The sequence below is a fragment of the Pantoea stewartii subsp. stewartii genome (assembly GCF_008801695.1).
In the GTDB taxonomy this organism is placed as follows: Bacteria; Pseudomonadota; Gammaproteobacteria; order Enterobacterales; family Enterobacteriaceae; genus Pantoea; species Pantoea stewartii.
On sequence record NZ_VZPF01000060.1, the window covers coordinates 1 to 21,457 of the forward strand.

The 21,457-nt window shown below is 49.3% G+C and carries 25 protein-coding genes and 1 pseudogene; 16 read left to right on the top strand and 10 right to left on the bottom strand.

The genetic code is table 11. The annotated features are described in order from the left end of the window. Window positions 1-149 (top strand): annotated as a pseudogene (locus F7Q90_RS17240) (IS630 family transposase); the annotation flags it as partial. 50 nt (window positions 150-199) lie between these two features. On the opposite strand, the gene F7Q90_RS17245 reads toward F7Q90_RS17240, so the two are convergent. After that, window positions 200-1,282 carry a glycosyltransferase gene (locus tag F7Q90_RS17245; RefSeq protein ID WP_044242798.1) on the bottom strand — a complete coding sequence of 361 codons (1,083 nt, stop codon included), beginning with the start codon at window positions 1,280-1,282 and terminating at the stop codon, window positions 200-202. 207 nt (window positions 1,283-1,489) lie between these two features. Here F7Q90_RS17245 and F7Q90_RS17250 point away from each other — a divergent pair, with 207 nt between their 5' ends. Continuing rightward, window positions 1,490-2,455 carry a polysaccharide deacetylase family protein gene (locus F7Q90_RS17250; RefSeq protein ID WP_006121262.1) on the top strand — a complete coding sequence of 322 codons (966 nt, stop codon included), beginning with the start codon at window positions 1,490-1,492 and terminating at the stop codon, window positions 2,453-2,455. On the opposite strand, the gene F7Q90_RS17255 is transcribed toward F7Q90_RS17250, so the two are convergent. Next, the gene (locus F7Q90_RS17255; protein ID WP_141119403.1) at window positions 2,439-2,696 is read right to left on the bottom strand and encodes a hypothetical protein; all 258 of its coding nucleotides are present in this window, start codon (window positions 2,694-2,696) and stop codon (window positions 2,439-2,441) included. The two genes, F7Q90_RS17250 and F7Q90_RS17255, sit on opposite strands and share 17 nt — an antisense overlap. Window positions 2,697-2,864: 168 nt before the next feature. Further along, the gene (locus tag F7Q90_RS17265; RefSeq protein WP_249042826.1) at window positions 2,865-3,521 is read right to left on the bottom strand and encodes a glycosyltransferase family 9 protein; all 657 of its coding nucleotides are present in this window, start codon (window positions 3,519-3,521) and stop codon (window positions 2,865-2,867) included. Window positions 3,522-3,816: 295 nt separating this feature from the next. Here F7Q90_RS17265 and F7Q90_RS17270 point away from each other — a divergent pair, with 295 nt between their 5' ends. The 6 genes from F7Q90_RS17270 (at window position 3,817) to coaD (ending at window position 9,717) form a co-directional block, all read left to right on the top strand. Further along, entirely contained in the window at window positions 3,817-4,818 is a 1,002-nt protein-coding gene (locus tag F7Q90_RS17270; protein WP_071988792.1) for a glycosyltransferase, read from the top strand. A 73-nt stretch (window positions 4,819-4,891) separates the two neighbouring features. Continuing rightward, window positions 4,892-5,968, top strand: a complete 1,077-nt coding sequence (gene rfaQ, locus F7Q90_RS17275) for a putative lipopolysaccharide heptosyltransferase III (protein WP_006121258.1) — start codon at window positions 4,892-4,894, stop codon at window positions 5,966-5,968. After that, the gene (locus F7Q90_RS17280) at window positions 5,961-7,097 is read left to right on the top strand and encodes a glycosyltransferase family 4 protein (protein ID WP_006121256.1); all 1,137 of its coding nucleotides are present in this window, start codon (window positions 5,961-5,963) and stop codon (window positions 7,095-7,097) included. The genes rfaQ and F7Q90_RS17280 overlap by 8 nt, the downstream gene beginning before the upstream one ends. A 90-nt stretch (window positions 7,098-7,187) precedes the next feature. Beyond that, window positions 7,188-8,462, top strand: a complete 1,275-nt coding sequence (gene waaA / locus F7Q90_RS17285) for a lipid IV(A) 3-deoxy-D-manno-octulosonic acid transferase (RefSeq protein ID WP_006121254.1) — start codon at window positions 7,188-7,190, stop codon at window positions 8,460-8,462. Further along, window positions 8,462-9,241 carry a glycosyltransferase family 2 protein gene (locus F7Q90_RS17290; protein ID WP_006121253.1) on the top strand — a complete coding sequence of 260 codons (780 nt, stop codon included), beginning with the start codon at window positions 8,462-8,464 and terminating at the stop codon, window positions 9,239-9,241. Before waaA ends, F7Q90_RS17290 begins: the two co-directional genes overlap by 1 nt. Next, a complete protein-coding gene (gene coaD / locus F7Q90_RS17295) occupies window positions 9,238-9,717 on the top strand; it encodes a pantetheine-phosphate adenylyltransferase (protein WP_006121252.1) in 480 nt (159 codons plus the stop codon). The genes F7Q90_RS17290 and coaD overlap by 4 nt, the downstream gene beginning before the upstream one ends. Here coaD and mutM read toward each other — a convergent pair. The 4 genes from mutM to radC all read right to left on the bottom strand — a co-directional run bounded on the left by mutM (window position 9,714) and on the right by radC (window position 11,912). Then, entirely contained in the window at window positions 9,714-10,523 is an 810-nt protein-coding gene (gene mutM, locus F7Q90_RS17300; protein ID WP_006121251.1) for a bifunctional DNA-formamidopyrimidine glycosylase/DNA-(apurinic or apyrimidinic site) lyase, read from the bottom strand. The genes coaD and mutM overlap by 4 nt on opposite strands. A gap of 69 nt (window positions 10,524-10,592) precedes the next feature. Continuing rightward, on the bottom strand, window positions 10,593-10,760 hold the full coding sequence (rpmG, locus tag F7Q90_RS17305) for a 50S ribosomal protein L33 (RefSeq protein ID WP_001051798.1): 168 nt from the start codon (window positions 10,758-10,760) through the stop codon (window positions 10,593-10,595). Window positions 10,761-10,780: 20 nt separating this feature from the next. Next, window positions 10,781-11,017, bottom strand: a complete 237-nt coding sequence (gene rpmB, locus F7Q90_RS17310; protein WP_006121249.1) for a 50S ribosomal protein L28 — start codon at window positions 11,015-11,017, stop codon at window positions 10,781-10,783. A 238-nt stretch (window positions 11,018-11,255) separates the two neighbouring features. Then, on the bottom strand, window positions 11,256-11,912 hold the full coding sequence (radC, locus tag F7Q90_RS17315) for a RadC family protein (protein WP_006121248.1): 657 nt from the start codon (window positions 11,910-11,912) through the stop codon (window positions 11,256-11,258). Between the two features lie 194 nt (window positions 11,913-12,106). On the opposite strand from radC, the gene coaBC reads away from it, so the two are divergent. The 3 genes from coaBC to slmA all read left to right on the top strand — a co-directional run bounded on the left by coaBC (window position 12,107) and on the right by slmA (window position 14,480). Then, a complete protein-coding gene (gene coaBC / locus F7Q90_RS17320; protein WP_006121247.1) occupies window positions 12,107-13,327 on the top strand; it encodes a bifunctional phosphopantothenoylcysteine decarboxylase/phosphopantothenate--cysteine ligase CoaBC in 1,221 nt (406 codons plus the stop codon). Next, complete coding sequence (dut, locus tag F7Q90_RS17325) at window positions 13,305-13,763, top strand: dUTP diphosphatase (RefSeq protein WP_044242790.1); 459 nt, start codon at window positions 13,305-13,307, stop codon at window positions 13,761-13,763. The genes coaBC and dut overlap by 23 nt, the downstream gene beginning before the upstream one ends. A gap of 120 nt (window positions 13,764-13,883) precedes the next feature. After that, on the top strand, window positions 13,884-14,480 hold the full coding sequence (gene slmA / locus F7Q90_RS17330; RefSeq protein WP_006121245.1) for a nucleoid occlusion factor SlmA: 597 nt from the start codon (window positions 13,884-13,886) through the stop codon (window positions 14,478-14,480). Window positions 14,481-14,510: 30 nt separating this feature from the next. On the opposite strand, the gene pyrE is transcribed toward slmA, so the two are convergent. Together pyrE and rph are read right to left on the bottom strand one after the other, a co-directional pair. Continuing rightward, window positions 14,511-15,152, bottom strand: coding sequence for an orotate phosphoribosyltransferase (gene pyrE, locus F7Q90_RS17335; protein WP_006121244.1), 642 nt, complete (start codon window positions 15,150-15,152; stop codon window positions 14,511-14,513). Window positions 15,153-15,201: 49 nt separating this feature from the next. Then, the gene (gene rph / locus F7Q90_RS17340) at window positions 15,202-15,918 is read right to left on the bottom strand and encodes a ribonuclease PH (protein WP_006121243.1); all 717 of its coding nucleotides are present in this window, start codon (window positions 15,916-15,918) and stop codon (window positions 15,202-15,204) included. Window positions 15,919-16,072: 154 nt separating this feature from the next. On the opposite strand from rph, the gene F7Q90_RS17345 reads away from it, so the two are divergent. Further along, on the top strand, window positions 16,073-17,257 hold the full coding sequence (locus F7Q90_RS17345) for a NupC/NupG family nucleoside CNT transporter (protein ID WP_006121241.1): 1,185 nt from the start codon (window positions 16,073-16,075) through the stop codon (window positions 17,255-17,257). Window positions 17,258-17,291: 34 nt separating this feature from the next. On the opposite strand, the gene F7Q90_RS17350 is transcribed toward F7Q90_RS17345, so the two are convergent. Then, the gene (locus F7Q90_RS17350; RefSeq protein WP_006121240.1) at window positions 17,292-17,732 is read right to left on the bottom strand and encodes a DUF3574 domain-containing protein; all 441 of its coding nucleotides are present in this window, start codon (window positions 17,730-17,732) and stop codon (window positions 17,292-17,294) included. A 160-nt stretch (window positions 17,733-17,892) separates the two neighbouring features. On the opposite strand from F7Q90_RS17350, the gene F7Q90_RS17355 reads away from it, so the two are divergent. The 4 genes from F7Q90_RS17355 (at window position 17,893) to F7Q90_RS17370 (ending at window position 21,450) form a co-directional block, all read left to right on the top strand. Next, complete coding sequence (locus F7Q90_RS17355) at window positions 17,893-18,756, top strand: YicC/YloC family endoribonuclease (protein ID WP_006121239.1); 864 nt, start codon at window positions 17,893-17,895, stop codon at window positions 18,754-18,756. A 169-nt stretch (window positions 18,757-18,925) separates the two neighbouring features. Beyond that, window positions 18,926-20,146 (top strand): tyrosine-type recombinase/integrase, encoded by a 1,221-nt coding sequence (locus F7Q90_RS17360; RefSeq protein ID WP_006121238.1) that lies wholly within the window; start codon window positions 18,926-18,928, stop codon window positions 20,144-20,146. Beyond that, window positions 20,146-20,856, top strand: a complete 711-nt coding sequence (locus tag F7Q90_RS17365; protein ID WP_141119402.1) for a hypothetical protein — start codon at window positions 20,146-20,148, stop codon at window positions 20,854-20,856. Before F7Q90_RS17360 ends, F7Q90_RS17365 begins: the two co-directional genes overlap by 1 nt. Before the next feature lie 387 nt (window positions 20,857-21,243). Continuing rightward, a complete protein-coding gene (locus F7Q90_RS17370) occupies window positions 21,244-21,450 on the top strand; it encodes a helix-turn-helix transcriptional regulator (RefSeq protein ID WP_071988791.1) in 207 nt (68 codons plus the stop codon). The last annotated feature ends 7 nt before the right edge of the window (window positions 21,451-21,457 follow it).

A 21,457-nucleotide genomic window follows, 5' to 3' on the forward strand; every position in this document is an offset into this window, starting at 1 on the left:
ATGTCGAACGGTTGTGGCAGGCGCTTCATGAGACAATAACCCGAAATCACCAGTGCAGTTCAATGTGGCAACTGTTGAAAAAGGTCCATCACTTTATGAATACCGTCAGCCCATTCCCCGGGGGAAAACATGGGCTGGCTAAAGTGTAGCGGTATTAGGATCAGTTATTTAGAGGGGGGAATAGCACATCCCCCTTTTTTTACTGGCTAAGCTCTAAATAACGTTGGCAAATAATGTGCGTATCAAATCGGTTTAACTGTTTATCATCTAGTTCGGGAGGGGAATTATAAATCTCTATCATTTTATCTGCGAGTGACTGCGGATTTAAATCTGCAAGACCACGAGCTAAATCGCCCTGTAAAAGCGAAGTTGGCCCACCTGGACAGCGCGTACTGACGACAGGTGTTCCACATAACATCGCTTCAATTATCACATTTCCAAAACCTTCGCTGTCAGAGCTAACGATCAACATCTTAGCTTTGCTAATCCAGGCATAGGGGTTAGGCGAAAATCCCTGAAAAATGACTCGCTCATGTATACCCAATTTTTTCGCCAATGTTTCAAGAATCGCCTGGCGTTCGGGCGAACCTTGCCCCAAAAGCACCAACGGTAAAGGAATATTGCTTAATGCATAAGCTTGCAGTAAACGATCATGCCGCTTAGTTTCGTGAAAGCGGCCAACATGAATTAGAAATTCTGACTCAGGGGCATCAACATGCTCAAGCGCGAACTGTTTAATCTCAGAAATATTAAATGGATTACCGATTACGGTTTCTCTGGAAGGTGTCACTGCGAAAATGGATTTTAAATCTTCTAACACCATAGGAGAAACACCGATAATATTCTTTTTCTGATAAACGTTATGTATTTTCCTGATCTTAAGCCAGCGTGAGATGCCCTTACGATGTCCTAAATAAGAAGCAGAAAATATACCATGTAAGCAATACCATGTCTTCTCGCATAATAATGCTCGGCTGCGACTAACTATCCTGTCGGTTTTGTGCAAATGAGAAATTACAAGATCGAAGCTTCCATTCTTTTTTTCAGTCTGGCGTATCGCATCATCGAGTGATCGGGCGCGACGATAAAGCTCAGTTAGCTTCCGCCAAGGCTTGTTATTGTTGTCCAGTATGACCTGATAATTTACCCCTTCAGGGAGCGGATAGGCACAAACGTCTCGCAGTGAAAAGAGTGATACTCGATGTCCAAGCTTTAGCAGGCCTTTAACGAGCGTCAATACCACTTTTTCTGCACCGCCGCCCGGAAGGCCATCAATCACCATAAGTATATTTTTTGACAAAACGCCCTACCTGTTTGTATGAAATTAAATATTGTTACTGTTAATTTATTTAAAGACTTACGCAAATCACTTTATTTCAAAAAATAATACATATTGTAACTTTTTGTTATATAAAGTGTTAAAAAATCGCTTTACCAGTTAAGGACAGCACGCGTAACATTGTCGATTTAGTAGCTTAGGGCGGCGAAAATGGGCAAGCATGCATTCCTTATCACAATAGATACAGAAGGTGATAATCTTTGGCGCAAGCATTGCCATATAACAACAGAAAACACACGTTTTTTGCCACGATTTCAAGCCCTTTGTGAACGTTATGGTTTTAAACCTACGTGGCTTACAAATTATGAAATGGCTTGCGATCCCGCTTATATAGAATTTGGTAAAGACGTCATTGCTCGTAAAAAGGGTGAAATTGGCATGCATCTGCATGCATGGAACAGTCCGCCTGAATCACCACTTACCGATAATGACTGGTTTCACCAACCATATCTTATCGAGTATCCAGACTCGGTGCTTCGAAAAAAAGTCATTTTTATGACAGAACTTCTTGAAGAAAAGTTTCAAGTAAAAATGCGCAGCCATCGCGCCGGCCGATGGGCATTTGATGAAAGGTACGCATCGATACTGGCTGAGCTTGACTACCACGTTGACTGCTCTGTTACACCACACATAAACTGGCAGTTCAATCCTGGTTCGCCACAAGGGAATGGAGGAACTAATTATACCCAGTTTCCCAATAAACCCTATTTTATCGACCTTCAGGACATTTCACGCATAGGTCATTCATCTTTGCTGGAAATCCCCATGAGCATTCATTATAAATATCCACCGTTGATCAACAAGCTCAAGCAGGCCACCTATCGTATACGTGGGAAGCAAAAAAGTCCCGCAGTTAACTGGTTACGTCCTTCTAAAAATAATTTAGCTGAGATGAAACGAGTTGTTGAAATGTCTATAGCTGAAGGACAAGATTATGTTGAATTTATGTTACATAGCTCGGAGTTTATGCCAGGAGGCAGCCCAACCTTTGTAAGTGAACAGGATATCGAACTGCTTTATGAAAATCTTGAAGCTCTTTTCTCCTGGCTTACGCCGCGTTTTTTTGGTCAGACGCTTTCAGAATATTATGACGTTGTTATTAAACGAACTCCTTAGTTACTCTAAGCTCTTGCCATGCCTGTAAAACAGTTTCTGGGTATAATTCATTACAATCACCTGACAAGGTTTGCATAATCTTATATTCGCCCGACCATGGATGCCATGCTTGGGCATCCTTATCACCAAAAAACACGCCCTGTTCTTTGTGCAAACCGGCTTTGTTGAATAATAGGTAATCATTCTGTTTTGTCTGCACTGTTTTGGTAGAAAACGCTGATGCCAGACAGAACACCGTCATACGCAAGCATGTAACGCATTGATTTTATGTTATCTGAAACAACCGTTTTCATAGTACCACAGCATAAAATCCATTTATTCAACAAAGCCGTGCAAACCCGCTGCGATATGCATTTGACCGCCGTCACTACACAAAATCTGATCACAGCAATGAAAACCCGCCATCAGATCACGCACTGACCCCTGTAGGATAGGCTGCTATTCGTGAAGAATTAACTAACTGCAGGAGCTTTTCAGCACGCGCGTTATCTCCCATATCCTCAGGCCCCAGCGCACCCTGAGGTGACCAAAACAGTAATACGCGAGCCTTTTCATCCTTTAAGAGGATATGGATAAACGCAGCATAATTGTCTATTGCCCAGCGGCGCTTTGCACAGCGACTGCTGATATGCACGCCATAAGTCTGGCCCTCAACGGGAAACAACGCATGTACACGCGATTCTGCCTCCTCCCGCTCTGACTTTGTCAGATAAACTCTTACGGGGGGAACGTCGGGTAAATGAGCGGTTAACGATGAGAGGTAAGAGTAGGTGTGTTCAACCTGATGATTTTCAGAAAAATCTGCGCTACTGAAACTTCGGGTAAACCCTTGATTAGGCTGGCCCGCGCCAATGATATTTGTTGCTCCCGCTAAACGTGCGAGACGCAGGCTGTACCTGCAGGGCACCGGATTGGCCAGCACTACCGCATCAAAATGAGTCTGACGCAACATCCAGAAAATTTTCAAACGATGCCAGTAGACACCCATTGCGCTCTCGTTTTTACTACGGTGTTTGGCTTTTTTATAGACATGTAGCGAATCAATGTGGGGATTATTCAGCACCACATCCTGCGCGACTTTGTTAACCAATAATGTCAGTTTTGCCTCGGGAAAACCTTTTTAATACCTTCCAGCAGCGGGGTGGTACACACCATATCCCCGATGTTATCGCGCCTGATGACGAGAATATTTTTCATACTGTGCCCAGGTTAAAACAGTCATAGCCGGGCTTTTGATCACCCGCACGCAAAAGTTGCATAAGAAATAATTTCTGCTAATCATTTATTTGACTCTAAATGCACAAAAAGTTCTGAATACTTTCGTGCTAGCATGAGTAAAGTTCCGTCTCGATTTTATTAAAATGCATAATGCCGTGATACAGAATTCACCTTTATTGTCCATAATCACGCCGATGTTTAATGCTGGTGCCGGTTTTGAAAGGTTTATCCAGTCTTTACTGGCGCAGACGCTCACATCACTTGAAATCATCATCGTTGATGATGGTTCCACCGATGACTCCGGTAAACAGGCTGACAACTACGCGCAACGCTATCCTCACATTCGGGTCATTCACCAACCAAACGGTGGCGTATCCCGTGCGCGCAATGCTGGCCTGGCAGTGGCTCGCGGCAAGTACGTGACCTTTCCTGATGCTGATGACACCATGAAGCCCGACATGTACCAGACGCTGACAGACATGGCAGAAGCGGATAATCTGGATGTAGCGCATTGTAACGCTGAATGGTTTTTTCCGGCCGACAATGCGATTCAACCGCTAATACCGCTGGAGCGCCTTTCTGGCACGTCAGTTCTCAGCGGCCCAGAGTGGCTTAACAAGGCGCTGAAAACACATCGCTATAAGCATGTTGTCTGGCTGGGCATTTATCGCCGTGAACTGATTGAAAAAACAAAGCTGGCGTTCGAACCCGGACTACACCACCAGGACATTCCGTGGACGACAGAACTCATGCTCAATGTACAGCGCGTGCGCTACACCGACAGACAACTGTACCGTTATCATACGCATGACGCTTCAATCAGTAACCGCAAGCGCACCGGACAGGCCAATGTCGAGTATCAGCGCCATTACCTGAAAATTGCCAGAATGCTGGAAGAGATTAATGCGCGCTACCGCGATAAAGTTAAAATATACCCGACGTTCCATTATCAGGTAACGCACGAAGCCCTGAGCGTTTGTCACAGTATTCGACGTGAGCCCGATGAGGCTGCGCGTCAGGCGATGATTGCAGATGTGTTCGCGACCGGGACGCACAAACGTATGTTGCGCAATGCACGTGGTATTAAGCAGTGGTATCACCTGCTGCTGTGGCTGGGACGGATTTATTACTGGCGCAGGAAATAAGCGCCGTCACTTGCTTTAACCCCTAAAGGGTTTGCCCTACAATCAGCTCACTAAATTTTGAGAGCATTTGAGTATGACAAGCCCGATTCCAGTCCAGTTTGCACCGAAAAAAATACTGATAATCAAACTGCGTCATCATGGCGACATGCTGCTGACCACGCCTGTCATCAATGCTTTGCATCGGCATTACCCACAGGCCGTGATTGATGTTCTGCTCTATAAAGAAACCCGTCCTATGCTGGAAGCACATCCTGCCATCCGCCATCTGCATGTCATTGACCGCGGCTGGAAAAAGGAAGGTGGCTGGCAAAAATTCCGCCATGAAATGGCGCTGGTCGCTGCCGTCCGCAACTGTCAGTATGACCTGGTCATTAACCTTGCCGATCAGTGGCGCAGCGCCATTATCACCGGTTTATCTGGTGCACCAGTACGTATTGGCTTTGCCTTCACAAAACGTGACAAGGCCATCTGGCGCTGGTGCCACACGCATTTAGTTACCACTGAAAATCATGAGCAATTACATACAGTGGAACAAAATCTGTCCGCACTTTCTCCATTGACTATTCCAGCGGAAGGCATCGGTGCCTCAATGCACTTCAGCCCCGACGATGCGCAAAAAGTGCAGAACAAGCTCCGTCAGCAGCAGGTTGCCGGGGGCTATATTGTTTTACAGCCCACTTCACGCTGGCAGTTTAAATGCTGGGAAGAGGACAAGGTCGCGGCCACCATCGATCAGTTAGCCCAAGCCGACCGCAAAGTGATACTGACGGCAGGCCCCGATGCAAATGAACGGGAGATGGTCGAACGTATTCTGGCACAATGCCATTCCCCTCACGTTATCTCGTTTGCGGGTCAACTCTCTTTACCTCAGTTGGCGGCGCTTATCGCGGGCGCGCAACTCTTTATCGGTGTCGACTCCGCGCCCATGCATATGGCGGCGGCGCTGGATACACCCTGCATCGCCCTTTTCGGACCGACCAAGCTGCAGCACTGGCGTCCGTGGGGAGACAACAATCGGGTGATTTGGGCGGGCGACTATGGATCTCTGCCCCATCCGGATTCTATTGATACCCGGACCGATCAGCGTTATTTATCGGCCATACCGGTTGAGGATGTCGTGAATGCCGCAAGGAGCTATCTGAATGCGTAAGTTACGTCTGGCCATTGTCCGGCAAAAATATCGTCCTGATGGCGGCGCAGAACGGTTTATCTCACGCGCGCTGGAAGCGCTGGGAAGTGAGCAGCTGGATCTCAATATCATTACCCGCAGCTGGCAGGGCAAACCCAACCCAGACTGGCATCTGCACATCTGTAATCCAGGCAAACTGGGGCGGGTTTCACGCGAGCGAGGATTTGCACAGGCTGCGCGGGCCTGCTGGGAGCGGGAGAAGTTTGATATCGTACAAAGCCATGAGCGCATCGCAGGCTGTGATATTTTTCGGGCTGGCGATGGCGTTCACCGTGTCTGGCTTGAGCAACGTGCCCGCATTGTGTCACCACTACAGCGCCTGAGTGCCAGCCTGAGTCCTTACCATCGTTACGTTTTGCGGGCGGAAGCGGACATGTTCCAGTCTTCCTCGCTGAAAGCGGTGATCTGCAATTCTGAGATGGTAAAACAAGACATTTTGCGCTGTTTTACGCTGCAGGCAGACAAAATACACGTTATCTACAATGCGATTGATGCCACGCGCTTTCAGCCTGCGACCGAGGCCACGCGCCATGCCATGCGGACCCAACTGAATCTGCCCACCAACGCAACAGTGCTGATTTACGTGGGATCGGGTTTTGAACGCAAAGGCCTGAAAGCGGCCATTGAAGCGCTGGCCAACAGTCATCGTTATCTGATTGTGGTAGGCCAGGACAAACAGGTAAAACGTTATCAGCAGTTGGCTAATCAACTGAACTGCCTTGACCGCTTGCGTTTTGTCGGCGTGCAGCAGGACGTACAGCCTTTCTATCATGCTGCCGATGGTTTGCTGCTGCCGACCTTATATGATCCCTTCCCCAACGTCGTACTGGAGGCGATGGCCTGTGGTTTACCGGTCATTACCAGCACCGGCTGTGGCGGCGCTGAATTTATTCGCGAAGGCCAGGAAGGATTTGTTCGCGATGCGCTGGATATTAAAGGCCTGAACCAGGCGATAAACGCTCTGTCGAGTCTGACCGTCGACGCGCGAATGGGAGAAGCGGCGCGGCGCAGGGTTGAGCCATACAGCCCACAGCACCTGGCACATTCCCTTACCTCCCTCTATGAGCAGGTGCTACGTACCCAATCATGATGTGAGATGAGTGATTATGCTGTTTCTGATAATATGCAGTAATCTGACTTTAAACTGCTTTTTTGACGCCAACGTGTCATAACGGTAACTATGACGACCATTTACACCGCATTGCTCTATTTCATTCAGCCACTCATCTGGCTGCGCCTGTGGCTGCGCGGTCGTAAAGCCCCGGCCTATCGCAAACGCTGGGCAGAGCGTTATGGCTACTGCGCCGGAAAAGTGAAGCCGGACGGCATTGTCCTGCATTCGGTTTCTGTGGGGGAAACGCTGGCGGCGGTGCCGTTGGTACGCGCGCTGCGTCATCGCTATCCTACCCTGCCCATTACCGTGACCACCATGACGCCAACCGGTTCGGAGCGCGCGCAGTCCGCTTTTGGCAAAGATGTACACCATGTCTATTTGCCTTACGACTTACCCGGCGCCATTAATCGTTTTCTTGATACGGTGAATCCACGTTTGGTCATCATTATGGAAACGGAGCTGTGGCCTAATATCATCCGTATTCTGCATCAGCGCCATATTCCGCTGGTGATCGCCAATGCTCGCCTGTCAGAACGCTCAGCCAAAGGCTATCGCAAGCTGGGCAAGTTTATGCGCAATCTCCTGCAGAGCATCACGCTGATCGCTGCGCAAAATGCCGAGGATGGTGAGCGTTTTATCCAGCTTGGGCTGAAACGCTCTCACCTGTCGATCACCGGCAGCCTGAAATTCGATATTTCAGTTACTCCCGAGCTGGCGGCACGCGCCGTCACGCTGCGTAGCCAATGGGCTCCGCGCCGTCCGGTCTGGATCGCGACCAGTACACATGAAGGTGAAGAAGCGATTCTGTTGGATACGCATCGCCGTTTACTGGAGACCTTTCCCGATCTGCTGCTGATTTTGGTACCACGTCATCCTGAGCGCTTCAACGATGCGCGTGAACTCACTCAAAAACGTCACTTCAGCTTTACCTTACGCAGTAGCGGAGAGATCCCCTCCAGTTCAACACAGGTTGTCATTGGTGACTCAATGGGCGAACTGATGCTGCTCTACGGTATAGCCGACCTGGCTTTCGTAGGAGGCAGCCTGGTTGAGCGTGGGGGTCATAATCCGCTGGAACCGGCAGCCCATGCTATCCCGGTACTGATGGGCCCGCATACCTGGAACTTCAAAGATATTTGCAGCAAACTGCAGGAGGCACAGGGATTGATCACTGTGACTGACGCGGCGTCGCTGGAAAAAGAAGTGACGAATTTGCTACAGGATGACGACTATCGTCGTTATTACGGTCGCCACGCCGTCGAGGTGCTGCACCAAAATCAGGGTGCGCTGCAGCGCCTGCTACAGTTACTTGAACCTCATTTACCGCCACGGGCTCATTGATGACCGCTACGCGCCAACGCCTTTCAGTGGTGATGATTGCCAAAAATGAAGCCGCCTTGCTGCCTGACTGTCTTGCCTCAGTCAGCTGGGCCGATGAAATTATCGTGCTGGATTCCGGAAGTACCGATGACACCCTCTCGCTGGCTCAACAGGCCGGCGCACAGGTTTTTCAGGCAACGGAATGGCAGGGTTATGGAAAACAACGCCAGCGGGCGCAAAGTTTTGCCAGTGGCGATATGATTTTGATGATCGATGCCGACGAGCGCGTGACGCCAGAATTGCGTCAGGCGATTGAACAGGTTCTGGAAGCGCAACCGGGGCCAACCGTTTACAGCCTCAGTCGTAGCAACCTGTTCCTGGGCCGTTTTATGCGTCACAGCGGCTGGTATCCTGACAGAGTGATGCGTCTGTATCCGCGTACACTGGGTTATAACGATAATCAGGTCCATGAGTCACTCAAAACCGAAGGTGCGCCCGTTAAGGTACTGAAAGGCGATTTACAGCATCTGACCTGCCGTGACCTGATGGTTTTCCAGCGAAAACAACTGGCTTATGCTGAAGCCTGGGCGCAGGAAAGATTCCAGCGTGGAAAAACGTGCAGCCTGGTTTCTGTCTTCAGTCATACAGCGGGTGCCTTTGTAAAAACGCTGCTGCTGCGTGCCGGATTCCTTGATGGCAAACAGGGCTGGCTACTGGCAGTCGTTAATGCCCAGTACACATTCAATAAATATGCAGCGCTTTGGGCGCTAAATAAGACTTCGGCGGAAGGGCGCACATGACGACAAAAGCGATTTATCCTGGCACCTTCGATCCCATTACCCTGGGCCATATTGATATCGTCACTCGTGCAGCACAGATGTTTGATCGGCTTGTTGTGGCGATTGCCGCCAGCCCGAGTAAAAAACCGCTGTTTACGCTGGACGAAAGAGTGGCGCTGGCGCAACAGGCCACTGCACATCTGCCCAATGTCGACGTGGTCGGTTTTAGCGATCTGATGGCAAACTTCGCCCGGGCGCAGCAGGCAAATGTGCTGGTTCGTGGATTACGTGCCGTGTCCGATTTTGAATATGAAATGCAGCTCGCGCGTATGAACCGACACCTGTTGCCAACGCTGGAAAGCGTATTTTTAATGCCTTCAGAAGGCTTTTCTTTTATCTCATCGTCACTGGTCAAAGAAGTGGCGCGGCATGGTGGCGATGTCTCTGCCTTCCTGTCCGCACCTGTCCATCAGGCCTTACTCGCAAAGCTGCCTTAATGCTGGCAGTTGGGGCACCAGTAGGTACTGCGCTGCCCGTGCTTCCCACTTACAATCGGCGTGCCACACGCCCTGCAGGGTTCGCCAGCCCGGCCGTAAACCTGCAACTCCTGAGCAAAATAGCCTGGCTTGCCATCGCTTTGTAAAAAGTCGCGCAATGTCGTTCCACCCTGCTCGATAGAACGGAGCAGTACCGCTTTAATAGTGTTAGCCAAAAACGCCGCTTCATCGTGAGACAGGCTCATCGCTGCTCGATCAGGCAGGATCCCTGCTGTAAACAGTGACTCGCTCGCATAAATATTGCCCACGCCCACCACGACTTTATTGTCCATCAACCACTGCTTGATCACCGTTCGCTTACCGCGGGATTTTTCAAACAAATAGTCGCCACTGAACATTTCACTCAGTGGTTCTGGACCTAAATGGGCCAGCACGCTGCTTCCGTCCAGATCGCTGCTCCACAACCAGGCACCAAAACGTCGGGGATCGGTGTAGCGCAGGACCTTCCCGTTGCTCATCACCAGGTCAACATGATCGTGTTTGGCGGCAGGCAATTCTTCGGGCAGAACGCGCAGACTGCCAGACATACCAAGATGGATAATGATCCAGCCGTGTGGCAGCTCAAGCAAAAGGTATTTAGCGCGCCGCTGAACACTCAGTACTGGCTGATCGCTTAATGCGAGGATTTCATTGGATACCGGCCAACGCAAGCGTGCGTTGCGAACGACGGCGTGAAGAATTGTTTGACCAACCAGATGTGGCTCAATGCCGCGTCGGCTGGTTTCTACCTCTGGCAACTCTGGCATAACCTCTCCCCTGCGCATTACACAAACAAAAAACCCGGCCGGAGCCGGGTTTTTAGCAGAACACCAAAATTATTTAATTTTGGCTTCTTTGTAGATCACATGCTGACGTACAACCGGATCGAACTTTTTCAGTTCAAGTTTTTCTGGTTTAGTACGTTTGTTCTTCGTGGTGGTATAGAAGTGACCTGTACCAGCAGAGGAAACCAGCTTGATCTTCTCACGAATACCTTTAGCCATGACTCAGTTCCTTAGTACTCTTAGTACTTCTCACCACGGGCACGCATGTCGGCTAACACCGTATCAATGCCCTTTTTATCAATAATACGCATACCTTTTACAGATACACGCAGAGTAACGAAGCGCTTCTCGCTCTCAACCCAAAAACGGTGTGAGTGCAGGTTCGGAAGGAAACGGCGTTTCGTCGCGTTCATTGCGTGGGAACGGTTGTTACCGGTCACCGGACGCTTTCCAGTTACCTGGCAGACTCGTGACATGTCTATTCTCCAAAAATCAAATCAGCTCGAGCTTTAAAAATTAGGTTTTGGCCGCCTCGTCAGGCTTGCAGCCCGCCAGGCGAGTTCCATGGAACCCGCTAAGCTGGCCTAACCGCCAAACCCGAGATTCTCAAAGGTGGCGTAGTATACGCCGCTCGGTCCAAGTGCTCAAGTCCCGAACAGATAAAGATCCCGAATGATCGTGTAAAAAGCCGCCACCTGGACCAGATTTTCAGGCTCAGAGCCATCCGCGTTCGACAAATGAGACAGATTGACCGTGTCCAATCACCAGATGATCAAGCAACCGGATATTCAATAAGCGACAAGCTTCGCAGATTTTTAGTGTAATGTCGCGGTCAGCCTGGCTGGGTTCAGCAATTCCTGACGGATGGTTATGCGCCACGATGAGCGCAGCCGCGTTGATTTTCAGGGCTTCACGCACAATTTCACGAGGATGGACTTCGACGCTGTTGATGGATCCGGAAAACATTTCTCTGGCCATTAATACCCGATGTTGATTATCCAAAAACAGCACGACAAACACCTCACGCTCCTGCCTGGCCAATAATGTCTGCAGGTACTGACGCGTCGCTGCGGGACTGTCAATTGTGCTCTCACGCGCCAGCTGGCTGGCGAAAAACCGTTTGGCCAGTTCTGCCACTGCGCGCATCTGAATCAACTTGATTTCGCCAGCGCCTTTAATGCCCTTAAAGTCTGCAGCCGTCGCATTAACGATATTATAAAGCGACCCCAGCTCCTGCTGCATCTGCTGCGCCAGCATCATGACAGGAACGCCTTTTGAACCTGTTCGTAAGAAAATCGCTAACAGCTCTACGTCACTTAACGCATCCGCACCCCATTGCTGAAGTTTTTCTCGTGGTGGCAAATTTTTCATTGCTGCTCTCCCTGTCGCCCCCTGTATCATCGCGTGCGAACCTATCCGTCACCAGCGCGTGATTGTGATTCTCCGGCATGTCTCGCAAACGCAGCCATTGAAAAGGTGCATGCCACGTTTTGTGATAAAATTCGGCCATTACACCGTCCCTGCGACGGCAATCGAAGACGGCAATCGAAAATGAGGTCAACAGCATGATGGGATTAGCCGGTAAAAAAGTTCTTCTGGGCGTCAGTGGTGGAATTGCTGCCTATAAAACCCCCGAGCTGGTCCGTCGTCTGCGCGATCGCGGTGCCGATGTCCGCGTGATGATGACCGAGGGCGCAAAGGCTTTTATCACGCCACTCAGCCTGCAGGCCGTCTCCGGTTATCCTGTTTTTGATGATCTGCTTGACCCGGCAGCTGAAGCCGCAATGGGACACATTGAGCTGGCCAAATGGGCTGACCTGATCGTGCTGGCCCCGGCCACGGCCGACCTTATTGCGCGCATTACGGCAGGGATGGCCAATGATTTAGTCACCACTGCCGTGCTGGCAACAGCAGCGCCTGTCGCGATTGTGCCGGCGATGAATCAGCAGATGTATCGCGCTGCCGTAACGCAGGAAAACCTGATCAGGCTTCAGGCGCGCGGCCTGTTAATTTGGGGGCCAGACAGCGGCAGCCAGGCCTGCGGGGATATTGGCCCCGGTCGCATGCTTGACCCTTTAGCTATCGTTGACCACGCCGTTCAGTGGGCCGCGCCCGTCAACGACCTGCAACATCTCAATATTATGATTACCGCGGGTCCCACCCGGGAAGCGATCGACCCCGTGCGTTATATCAGCAACCACAGTTCGGGAAAAATGGGGTTTGCGATTGCGGCGGCGGCGGCAAAGCGCGGCGCCCGCGTTACGCTGGTAAGCGGTCCGGTTGCCCTGCCAACACCCGCCGGCGTTAAACGAGTGGATGTGACCTCGGCCCTGGAAATGCAGGCGGCGGTAATAGGGGAGATAAACGCACAACATATTTTCATTGCAAGCGCAGCCGTGGCAGACTACCGGGCAATTGAGATCGCGGATGAAAAAATAAAGAAACAGGATGACGATGAGAAAGTCAGCCTGCAGCTCATTAAAAATCCCGATATTGTCGCGGGGGTGGCGGCCTTAACGCAGAGCCGGCCATTTGTGGTTGGATTTGCGGCTGAAACCCAGAATGTGGAAGAATACGCCCGAAAAAAACGCGCGCGTAAAAACCTGGACCTGATTTGTGCTAACGATGTGTCAAAAGCAGGCCACGGGTTCAATAGCGACACCAATGCTCTTCACCTTTTTTGGCAGGAAGGAGAAAAAACCTTACCGCTCAGCGATAAGTCACTCCTTGGTCAACTTTTAATAGACGAGATTGTCAGCCGTTATGATGAAAAAAATAGACGTTAAAATTCTTGATGCGCGCGTCGGCAAAGCGTTTCCCTTGCCGACCTATGCGACACCGGGTTCCGCTGGGTTAGACCTTCGTGCCTGTATTGAGGATGTGATGGAAATCGCACCCGGCACAACCACATTAATTCCTACCGGTCTGGCTATTCACATCGCCGATCCGAACCTTGCCGCCGTGATTCTTCCGCGCTCTGGCCTGGGCCACAAACATGGTATTGTCCTGGGTAATCTGGTTGGTCTGATTGATGCCGACTATCAGGGACAACTTATGGTATCGGTATGGAATCGCGGGCAGGAAAGCTTTACGCTTCAGCCGGGCGACCGCATGGCCCAGCTGGTTTTTGTCCCTGTCGTCCAGGCCGAATTCAATCTGGTAGACGAGTTTGACGCCAGCTTGCGCGGTGAAGGTGGCTTCGGTCACTCAGGCCGTCAGTAACCAGCACGACCGATTTTCACTTACGCCAATCTTATTATTTCTCATCGCCCCAAGGCTTTCTCTTGTGGCAGATGCGTAGGTGTTGCCTGTATATGGTGAAATTCAGGGGTTTTTAAGGGCATGGCAGAGAAAAAAGTCGTAAAGCGGAATCGCCGCGAGGAGATTTTGCAGGCGCTGGCGCAGATGCTTGAGTCAAGTGATGGCAGCCAACGCATTACTACTGCAAAACTGGCGGCTAACGTCGGTGTATCGGAGGCGGCGCTTTATCGTCACTTTCCCAGTAAAACGCGGATGTTTGACAGCCTGATCGAATTTATTGAAGACAGTCTGATTACCCGCATCAATCTGATCCTGAAAGATGAAAAAGAAACAATGGCGCGCCTGCGTCTTATTGTGCAACTGATTCTGGGATTTGGTGAGCGTAATCCGGGGCTGACGCGGATTTTGACAGGTCACGCGTTAATGTTTGAACAGGACCGTCTGCAGGGGCGCATTAATCAGCTGTTTGAGCGCATTGAAGTGCAGCTACGCCAGGTGATGCGCGAACGCAAAATGCGCGAAGGTGAAGGCTTTCAAACGGATGAAACCTTACTGGCCAGCCAGCTGCTGGCCCTGTGTGAAGGGCTGTTATCGCGGTACGTCCGTTCCGAGTTCCGGTTTAGCCCAACGGCCGACTTTGACACCCGCTGGCCGCTGATTGCGGCACAACTGGTGTAATACAAAGGCGGGCGCAATGCCCGCCAGTTATCAGACGCCGTACGCTTTTTGGTACGCCCGTACCTGCGCTAAATGATCGGCCATGTGCGTTTTTTCAGCCAGGTAATCAATCAGGTCGTTAAGCGTAATTATCGCGGTAACTTTGCAGGAATAATCCCGTTCCACTTCCTGAATAGCGGAGAGTTCACCCCGGCCGCGTTCCTGACGGTCCAGTGAAATCAGCACGCCCGCCAGGCTGGCATCATGTGCATTGATAATATCCATGGATTCGCGAATCGCCGTGCCGGCCGTGATGACATCATCGACCAGCATCACTTTACCCTGCAGCGGGCTTCCCACCAGCAAACCGCCTTCTCCGTGATCTTTCGCTTCTTTACGATTGAAGCAGTAAGGTACGTCACGATCGTGATGATCGGCTAACGCAACGGCTGTGGTGGTGGCGATAGGGATGCCTTTGTAGGCCGGACCAAATAACAAATCAAAATCGATTCCGCTGTCGACTAACGCCTGCGCATAAAACCGCCCCAGCAGCGCTAAATCCCGGCCCGTGTTAAATAAACCGGCATTAAAAAAATAGGGGCTTTTACGACCCGACTTTAATGTGAACTCACCAAATTTGAGCACCTGCTTATTCAGTGCAAATTCAATAAACTGCCGCTGCCAGGCTTTCATGTCTTACTCCTCAGATAAAAAAAAGGCGACTCTGTGGTCGCCTGTTACCTTAATTTTCCAGCGCCGCTTTCTGCGCCTGAATCAATTCTTCAATACCGCCACGCGCTAACGCCAGCAATGCCAGCAGTTCTTCGTGGCTAAAGGGTTCACCTTCAGCGGTGCCCTGCACCTCAATCATGCGGCCATCTTCCATCATGACGACATTCATATCCGTTTCAGCGGCAGAGTCCTCAACGTATTCAAGGTCACACAACGCTTCACCATTGACAATCCCCACTGACACGGCGGCAACCATGCCTTTCATCGGATTCGCTTTCAGCTTACCACTCGCGACCAGGGAATTAAGCGCATCTGCCAGGGCTACACAGGCGCCAGTAATGGAAGCCGTACGTGTACCGCCATCGGCCTGAATGACGTCACAATCGAGCGTAATCGTGTATTCACCGAGCATGGTGAGATCGACCGCAGCACGCAGTGAACGGGCGATCAGGCGCTGAATTTCAAGCGTGCGACCACCCTGTTTGCCTTTCGCGGCTTCACGTGCCATACGGCTGTGAGTGGAACGCGGCAACATGCCATATTCGGCAGTGACCCAGCCCTGGCCCTGCCCTTTGAGAAAGCGCGGAACTCCTTCATCCACCGTTGCAGTGCAGAGCACTTTGGTTTCACCGAATTCCACCAGAACGGAGCCCTCTGCGTGTTTAGTGTAATTGCGGGTCAATGTGACTGGACGCACCTGATGTGCGCTACGGCCTGCTGGACGCATGGTTATCTCCGGCTTGCTAATGATTGGCTGCGTATTATACGGACTTCCTGGCCTGCTGTCTCTTGCAGTGGTCAGTGCAGCCTGGGATGAAATTCATGCCGGAGTATGGCTAAATGCCTTACCTTTTCCTGCATATCCGCTAACTGACTAAACTATGACCGCTCTTCTTCATTTCCTGCTGGCGCTGGTGGTAATTTTTGCCCTTGCGCTACTGGTCAGTCATGACCGAAAACGCATTCGCCTGCGCTTTATCATTCAACTGATTGTTGTAGAAGCCGCACTGGGCTGGTTCTTTCTTCACTCAGCCAGTGGACTGGCGCTGGTAGGCACGGTGGGGCATTTCTTTGAAACGCTGCTGCGTTTTGCTGCACAGGGCACGGAATTTGTGTTTGGTGGCATGAGTCAGCAGGGACTGGCCTTTATCTTCCTTGGCGTGCTCTGCCCTATTATTTTTATTTCCGCACTGATTGGTATTTTGCAACACTGGCGCATCCTGCCGTTACTGATTCGGGTTGTTGGCACGCTGTTATCAAAAGTTAACGGCATGGGAAAACTGGAGTCCTTTAATGCGGTAAGCACGCTGGTGCTGGGCCAGTCAGAGAACTTCATTGCCTATAAAGGTATTTTGGCCGATATCCCACCACGCCGACTTTACACCATGGCGGCAACCGCGATGTCTACCGTTTCGCTGTCGATTGTTGGTGCGTATATGTCGATGATCGAGGCCAAATATGTCGTTGCGGCTCTCCTGCTTAACATGTTCAGCACGTTTATCATCCTGTCGATTATTAACCCCGGCAAAGGCCGTAATGAGCAGGCCATTCCGCTGGATAAATTACACGAAGATCAGAGTTTTTTTGAAATGCTGGGGGAATACATCCTCGCCGGTTTCAAAGTCGCGATGATTATTCTGGCCATGCTGATTGGTTTTATTGCCTTAATCGCGGCCATCAACGCCCTGTTTGCCACCCTGTTTGGGTACAGTTTCCAGCAGCTTCTTGGCTATGTTTTTTATCCTTTTGCCTGGCTGATTGGCATTCCCGCTACCGATGCATTACAGGCTGGCAGTATTATGGCCACGAAGCTGGTGGCGAATGAATTCGTCGCCATGATTGAACTGAAAAAGATAGCGGCAGGAATGACGCCACGCGGATTGGGCATCCTGTCTGTTTTCCTGGTTTCCTTCGCGAACTTTGCTTCTATTGGAATTGTTGCGGGCGCGATAAAAGGCCTGAACGAACAACAAGGCAATGTCGTCTCAAGGTTTGGCTGGAAACTGGTCTATGGTTCCACCCTGGTCAGCCTGCTTTCCGCTGCATTTGCCGGACTTTTTATCTGATGGACTCAACGGCGGCACTGGCCGCCGTTTGTCCCTAAAAACTAATGCAGGCTGGCGTATCCACGCGCATAACCGATTCCTGACCAAACTGTTTTTTATAGCGAGCACGCAGCGCTTCGACACGACTGTTGCTGTCACTGTCGAACTGATAGATAAGCACTAACGCCTTGCTTTTCTCACGTGCTAACTGACCGTTTTCTCCCAGCCATTGGCCCTGCGCATCATAAACAGACAAGCCAGACCTGAAGCGCGGTGTTACCTCTTTATCGACAAAATTCATCCAGTCCAGTGCGCTCACATTGCCGCCCTGCGGCTTACTGAGACCAAACCACAATGTGGTTTGCATCATGACCTCACCGCCGGCGCACACCGGAACGGGTCGGGTAGAAGGCGGATATGATGATGATGGAGACGGCGACTGACAGCCCACAAGCAGCAGGCTGAGTATGAGTGGAAGAGACGATACGCGCGACATAAAAAGAGGGCCTCAACGAGTAAACCAGTAATTAGCATAAGTGGCTGTTGAGAAAAGCGGAAACATTTTGTTATCGCATCCTGTACACGCTTACACCTGTTCTGGTCAGCCTTGCCTCGTTATACTGGCCTCAACCTTATTTAAAAAAAGAGTAACGCTTATGATCCGCAGTATGACCGCCTATGCCCGCCGTGAAATTAAGGGCGACTGGGGCAGCGCCGCCTGGGAGCTGCGTTCTGTCAATCAACGTTATCTTGAAACCTATATTCGTCTGCCTGAACAGTTTCGCGGACTGGAGCCGATGATCAGGGAGCGCATTCGCCAGCGACTGACGCGTGGAAAAATCGAATGTAATCTGCGCTTCGAGGCCGATCCTGGCGCGCAGGGCGAACTGATGCTCAATGAGTCACTGGCCAAACAACTGGTTCAGGCGGCTAACTGGGTCAAACTGCAGACCGATGAGGGCGTTATCAATCCGCTGGATATTCTGCGCTGGCCGGGCGTCATGGCAGCACCTGAACAGGATTTGGATGCAATTAATACTCAGCTGATTCAGGCGCTGGATGGCGCGCTGGATGATTTCATCGCCGCACGTGAAAGCGAAGGCAGCGCTCTGAAGGCACTGATCGAGCAGCGGCTGGAAGCGGTAACGCATGAGGTCAGCAAAGTCCGCGCTCAACTGCCCGATGTGATTAAGTGGCAGCGGGAGCGCCTGATCGCCAAACTGGAAGATGCTGAGGTGCAGCTTGAAAATAATCGCCTTGAGCAGGAATTGGTGATGATGGCACAACGTTTCGATGTCGCAGAAGAGCTGGATCGTCTGGATGCGCACGTTAAAGAGACCTATAACATTCTGAAGAAAAAAGAGGCGGTAGGCCGTCGTCTTGACTTTATGATGCAGGAGTTCAACCGCGAGTCAAACACACTGGCTTCAAAATCCATTAATGCAGAAATTACGAATTCAGCGATTGAGCTAAAAGTGTTGATTGAACAGATGCGAGAGCAGATTCAGAATATTGAGTAATTTCTCAATAACTATCATATAACTTCATAAAACCAGTAAAACCCGTAAGTTACGGGTTTTACTTTCTCATAAAGAGTCATCCCTTCTCGCAAAATCTCTATCATTTGCTGTACCATCTAGTGTACAAACCACACATCAAGCCGTTATTGTTTTGGTACAAGTAGGAAAAATGGGAAAGCTATCAGATATTCAAATAAAAACTTGGCTCAGGTCTCAGGAACGTTTTGAGGGGCGCTCTGACGGAAACGGATTGTACCTTTGCTACCGGAAAGAGTTCTCAATACCCAAATGGCGCTTTCGCTACAGCTACGGAGGCAAAGCCCGTGCGATGTGGATCGGTTCGTACGGGGATCTGTCCTTAGCAAAAGCGCGCGAACGGGCCAGAGAGCTATCGGCAAGAGTAGCTTTAGGCTATGACGTCGCCGGAGAGAAACAGGAGCGTAAAGCCTCTACGCTTGCCAAAATCGAGAAGGAGAAGAACGCTCGTCGTGTTTCTGACCTTGCGCTTGAGTACTACGAGAAACAAATTGTTGGACGCTGGAAACACCCCGATATTCTTCGCAGGCGCATTGAAAAAGATATCAAACCTCACATTGGCAACATAAAGGTTGAAGACGTTAAGCCTGGTGATATTGATAGAATGTTGCAGAGCATTGTTCAACGCGGCGCGCCAACTATCGCTAATGATGTGCTACGTTGGATAAAGCGCATATTTAACTATGGTATAAAACGTCATTATTTGAGTGTTAACCCAGCGGCAGCCTTTGATAACAATGATGCAGGTGGCCAGGAGAAATCAAGAGATCGTTTTCTTTCAGAAGAGGAAATTACGCTACTTTTTCGCGCGATGAAAATAGCTAAAGGATTTAGTCGTCAGAATGAAATCACTTTTAAATTACTTTTAATGCTGTGCTGCAGAAAGATGGAATTATGTGCCGCGCGGTGGGAGGATTTCGATTTAGATGCTGGGATTTGGCACCTGAAAAACACAAAGAATGGAGATAATTTAGATATTCCGCTTTCATCATTAGCAATTAAATGGTTAAAAGAATTAAAAGACCTATCTCTAAATAGTGATTGGGTGCTTCCTGCAAGGAAAATACAAAACCGAATGATACCGCACATTGCAGAAAGCACGCTACCTGTAGCTCTTGCCAAACTCAAACCCCACATGGGAAATATAGAAAATTTCACGATCCATGACTTTCGTCGCACAGCTAGATCATACTTGGCTTCATTAGGGGTTGATCCTGTGGTTGCTGAGAGGTGCTTAAACCATCGCATTAAAGGTGTTGAAGGCATCTATAACCGACATCATTATTTCGATGAAAGAAAAATTGCTATGCAAAAGCTATCTGACTTTTTTGCTAAATTTGAGGAGAAATCATAATGGAATTTAGTTTTTCTAAAGGAAGTGCCATCGAGAGATTGGCCTACTATCCTCAAATTGAAATAAAAGAATTAGCAAGAGCATTGGCTAATCTTGATCCACATACCCGTAATGATGAACTCCCAGAAGATAAAATTGGTATTGTAAGTGCCTACTCCGATTATTTAGTTAGAGTACATAGGTATTTATTCAGCTTCCTAAAATCACAAGGAAAAACAAAAGAGTTGGATGTTTTTTATCCAAAACTCATTGCAACCAACTGCCCTATTGAATCAGGAATTCTTTTCGCATCATGCTTTAAACTTATTGAAGAAGGGATAACACCTAAAATCATCATAGAAAAATGCATTGAATCTTTAGTTAGCATTTATAAAAAGCATGGTGAGTCAATTATTTTTCAGTGCGCAGGTACAGAGGGAGTTCTGGTTGCTAAAGATAAATCTCAAGACAGACGTGGTTTTCATAAAAAAGATGAGGAAAGCGCTTCTTTACATAAAATAATTGGACTTCTTGCTATTAACTTAGCACTCGAAAAATCTTCAAGCGGCTCTACAAAATGGATTAACAATTCTGGCACACCAACAATTGATCCTCTTTTTAAACTTCTGACTGCTTATGCCGATGCTAAAGGCATCAATAAAAAGGGCTTAGGTAAATCTTCATTTTATGAAAAATTAAAAATTTCACTTTCATCTGTACATGATGAGTGAAATTACAACTTTGATAATGCCAAATGTTGGTAAACAGCATGTACTAAGAAGTCGCGCAGTTTGCCTTCAATTGCCATTGATTACCATTTAGTTGCCTATAGTTGCCTATAGTTGCCTATGATTGCCAAACAAAAATTCCCCTCGAAAATAAGCAGCAAATTAAAGCTGCATAAAACCGGATAAAAACACATAAAATCAAAAGATTATGGGGAAAAATTAACTCATTGATTCTATTGAGTTAATAAAATATTGAGATTAGTTGGAATGGAGTTTTTTTGATGGAATTACTTTAATTACGATGGAATTCCGTTTTTAGTGGAACATATCATCTCACCTCCTCTAATCTCAGTGCATGTCATTTTTAATCAACGAGATAGGAGATCCCTCATGAACCAAACACCTTATGGAAAAATTCCAGAAAACGGATTTATTAGGCAAAAACAACTTATGCCGTGTTTGCCTTTTTCTTCTGCGACGCTTTGGAGACGTATCGCTGCTGGAGAATTCCCTAAACCAATAAAAATTTCTGCGCGTATTACCGCCTGGAGAGTGGAGGAAGTAAAAGAATGGATCTGCAAACAATGCGCCCACTAACCAATAC

Excerpts from the sequence above, each read along its gene's own strand:
- F7Q90_RS17245 (WP_044242798.1), bottom strand. The coding sequence starts at position 1,282 with ATGGTGATTGATGGCCTTCCGGGCGGCGGTGCAGAAAAAGTGGTATTG.
- F7Q90_RS17250 (WP_006121262.1), top strand. The coding sequence starts at position 1,490 with ATGGGCAAGCATGCATTCCTTATCACAATAGATACAGAAGGTGATAAT.
- F7Q90_RS17255 (WP_141119403.1), bottom strand. The coding sequence starts at position 2,696 with ATGACGGTGTTCTGTCTGGCATCAGCGTTTTCTACCAAAACAGTGCAG.
- F7Q90_RS17270 (WP_071988792.1), top strand. The coding sequence starts at position 3,817 with ATGCATAATGCCGTGATACAGAATTCACCTTTATTGTCCATAATCACG.
- rfaQ (WP_006121258.1), top strand. The coding sequence starts at position 4,892 with ATGACAAGCCCGATTCCAGTCCAGTTTGCACCGAAAAAAATACTGATA.
- F7Q90_RS17280 (WP_006121256.1), top strand. The coding sequence starts at position 5,961 with ATGCGTAAGTTACGTCTGGCCATTGTCCGGCAAAAATATCGTCCTGAT.
- waaA (WP_006121254.1), top strand. The coding sequence starts at position 7,188 with ATGACGACCATTTACACCGCATTGCTCTATTTCATTCAGCCACTCATC.
- F7Q90_RS17290 (WP_006121253.1), top strand. The coding sequence starts at position 8,462 with ATGACCGCTACGCGCCAACGCCTTTCAGTGGTGATGATTGCCAAAAAT.
- coaD (WP_006121252.1), top strand. The coding sequence starts at position 9,238 with ATGACGACAAAAGCGATTTATCCTGGCACCTTCGATCCCATTACCCTG.
- mutM (WP_006121251.1), bottom strand. The coding sequence starts at position 10,523 with ATGCCAGAGTTGCCAGAGGTAGAAACCAGCCGACGCGGCATTGAGCCA.
- rpmG (WP_001051798.1), bottom strand. The coding sequence starts at position 10,760 with ATGGCTAAAGGTATTCGTGAGAAGATCAAGCTGGTTTCCTCTGCTGGT.
- rpmB (WP_006121249.1), bottom strand. The coding sequence starts at position 11,017 with ATGTCACGAGTCTGCCAGGTAACTGGAAAGCGTCCGGTGACCGGTAAC.
- radC (WP_006121248.1), bottom strand. The coding sequence starts at position 11,912 with ATGAAAAATTTGCCACCACGAGAAAAACTTCAGCAATGGGGTGCGGAT.
- coaBC (WP_006121247.1), top strand. The coding sequence starts at position 12,107 with ATGATGGGATTAGCCGGTAAAAAAGTTCTTCTGGGCGTCAGTGGTGGA.
- dut (WP_044242790.1), top strand. The coding sequence starts at position 13,305 with ATGATGAAAAAAATAGACGTTAAAATTCTTGATGCGCGCGTCGGCAAA.
- slmA (WP_006121245.1), top strand. The coding sequence starts at position 13,884 with ATGGCAGAGAAAAAAGTCGTAAAGCGGAATCGCCGCGAGGAGATTTTG.
- pyrE (WP_006121244.1), bottom strand. The coding sequence starts at position 15,152 with ATGAAAGCCTGGCAGCGGCAGTTTATTGAATTTGCACTGAATAAGCAG.
- rph (WP_006121243.1), bottom strand. The coding sequence starts at position 15,918 with ATGCGTCCAGCAGGCCGTAGCGCACATCAGGTGCGTCCAGTCACATTG.
- F7Q90_RS17345 (WP_006121241.1), top strand. The coding sequence starts at position 16,073 with ATGACCGCTCTTCTTCATTTCCTGCTGGCGCTGGTGGTAATTTTTGCC.
- F7Q90_RS17350 (WP_006121240.1), bottom strand. The coding sequence starts at position 17,732 with ATGTCGCGCGTATCGTCTCTTCCACTCATACTCAGCCTGCTGCTTGTG.
- F7Q90_RS17355 (WP_006121239.1), top strand. The coding sequence starts at position 17,893 with ATGATCCGCAGTATGACCGCCTATGCCCGCCGTGAAATTAAGGGCGAC.
- F7Q90_RS17360 (WP_006121238.1), top strand. The coding sequence starts at position 18,926 with ATGGGAAAGCTATCAGATATTCAAATAAAAACTTGGCTCAGGTCTCAG.
- F7Q90_RS17365 (WP_141119402.1), top strand. The coding sequence starts at position 20,146 with ATGGAATTTAGTTTTTCTAAAGGAAGTGCCATCGAGAGATTGGCCTAC.
- F7Q90_RS17370 (WP_071988791.1), top strand. The coding sequence starts at position 21,244 with ATGAACCAAACACCTTATGGAAAAATTCCAGAAAACGGATTTATTAGG.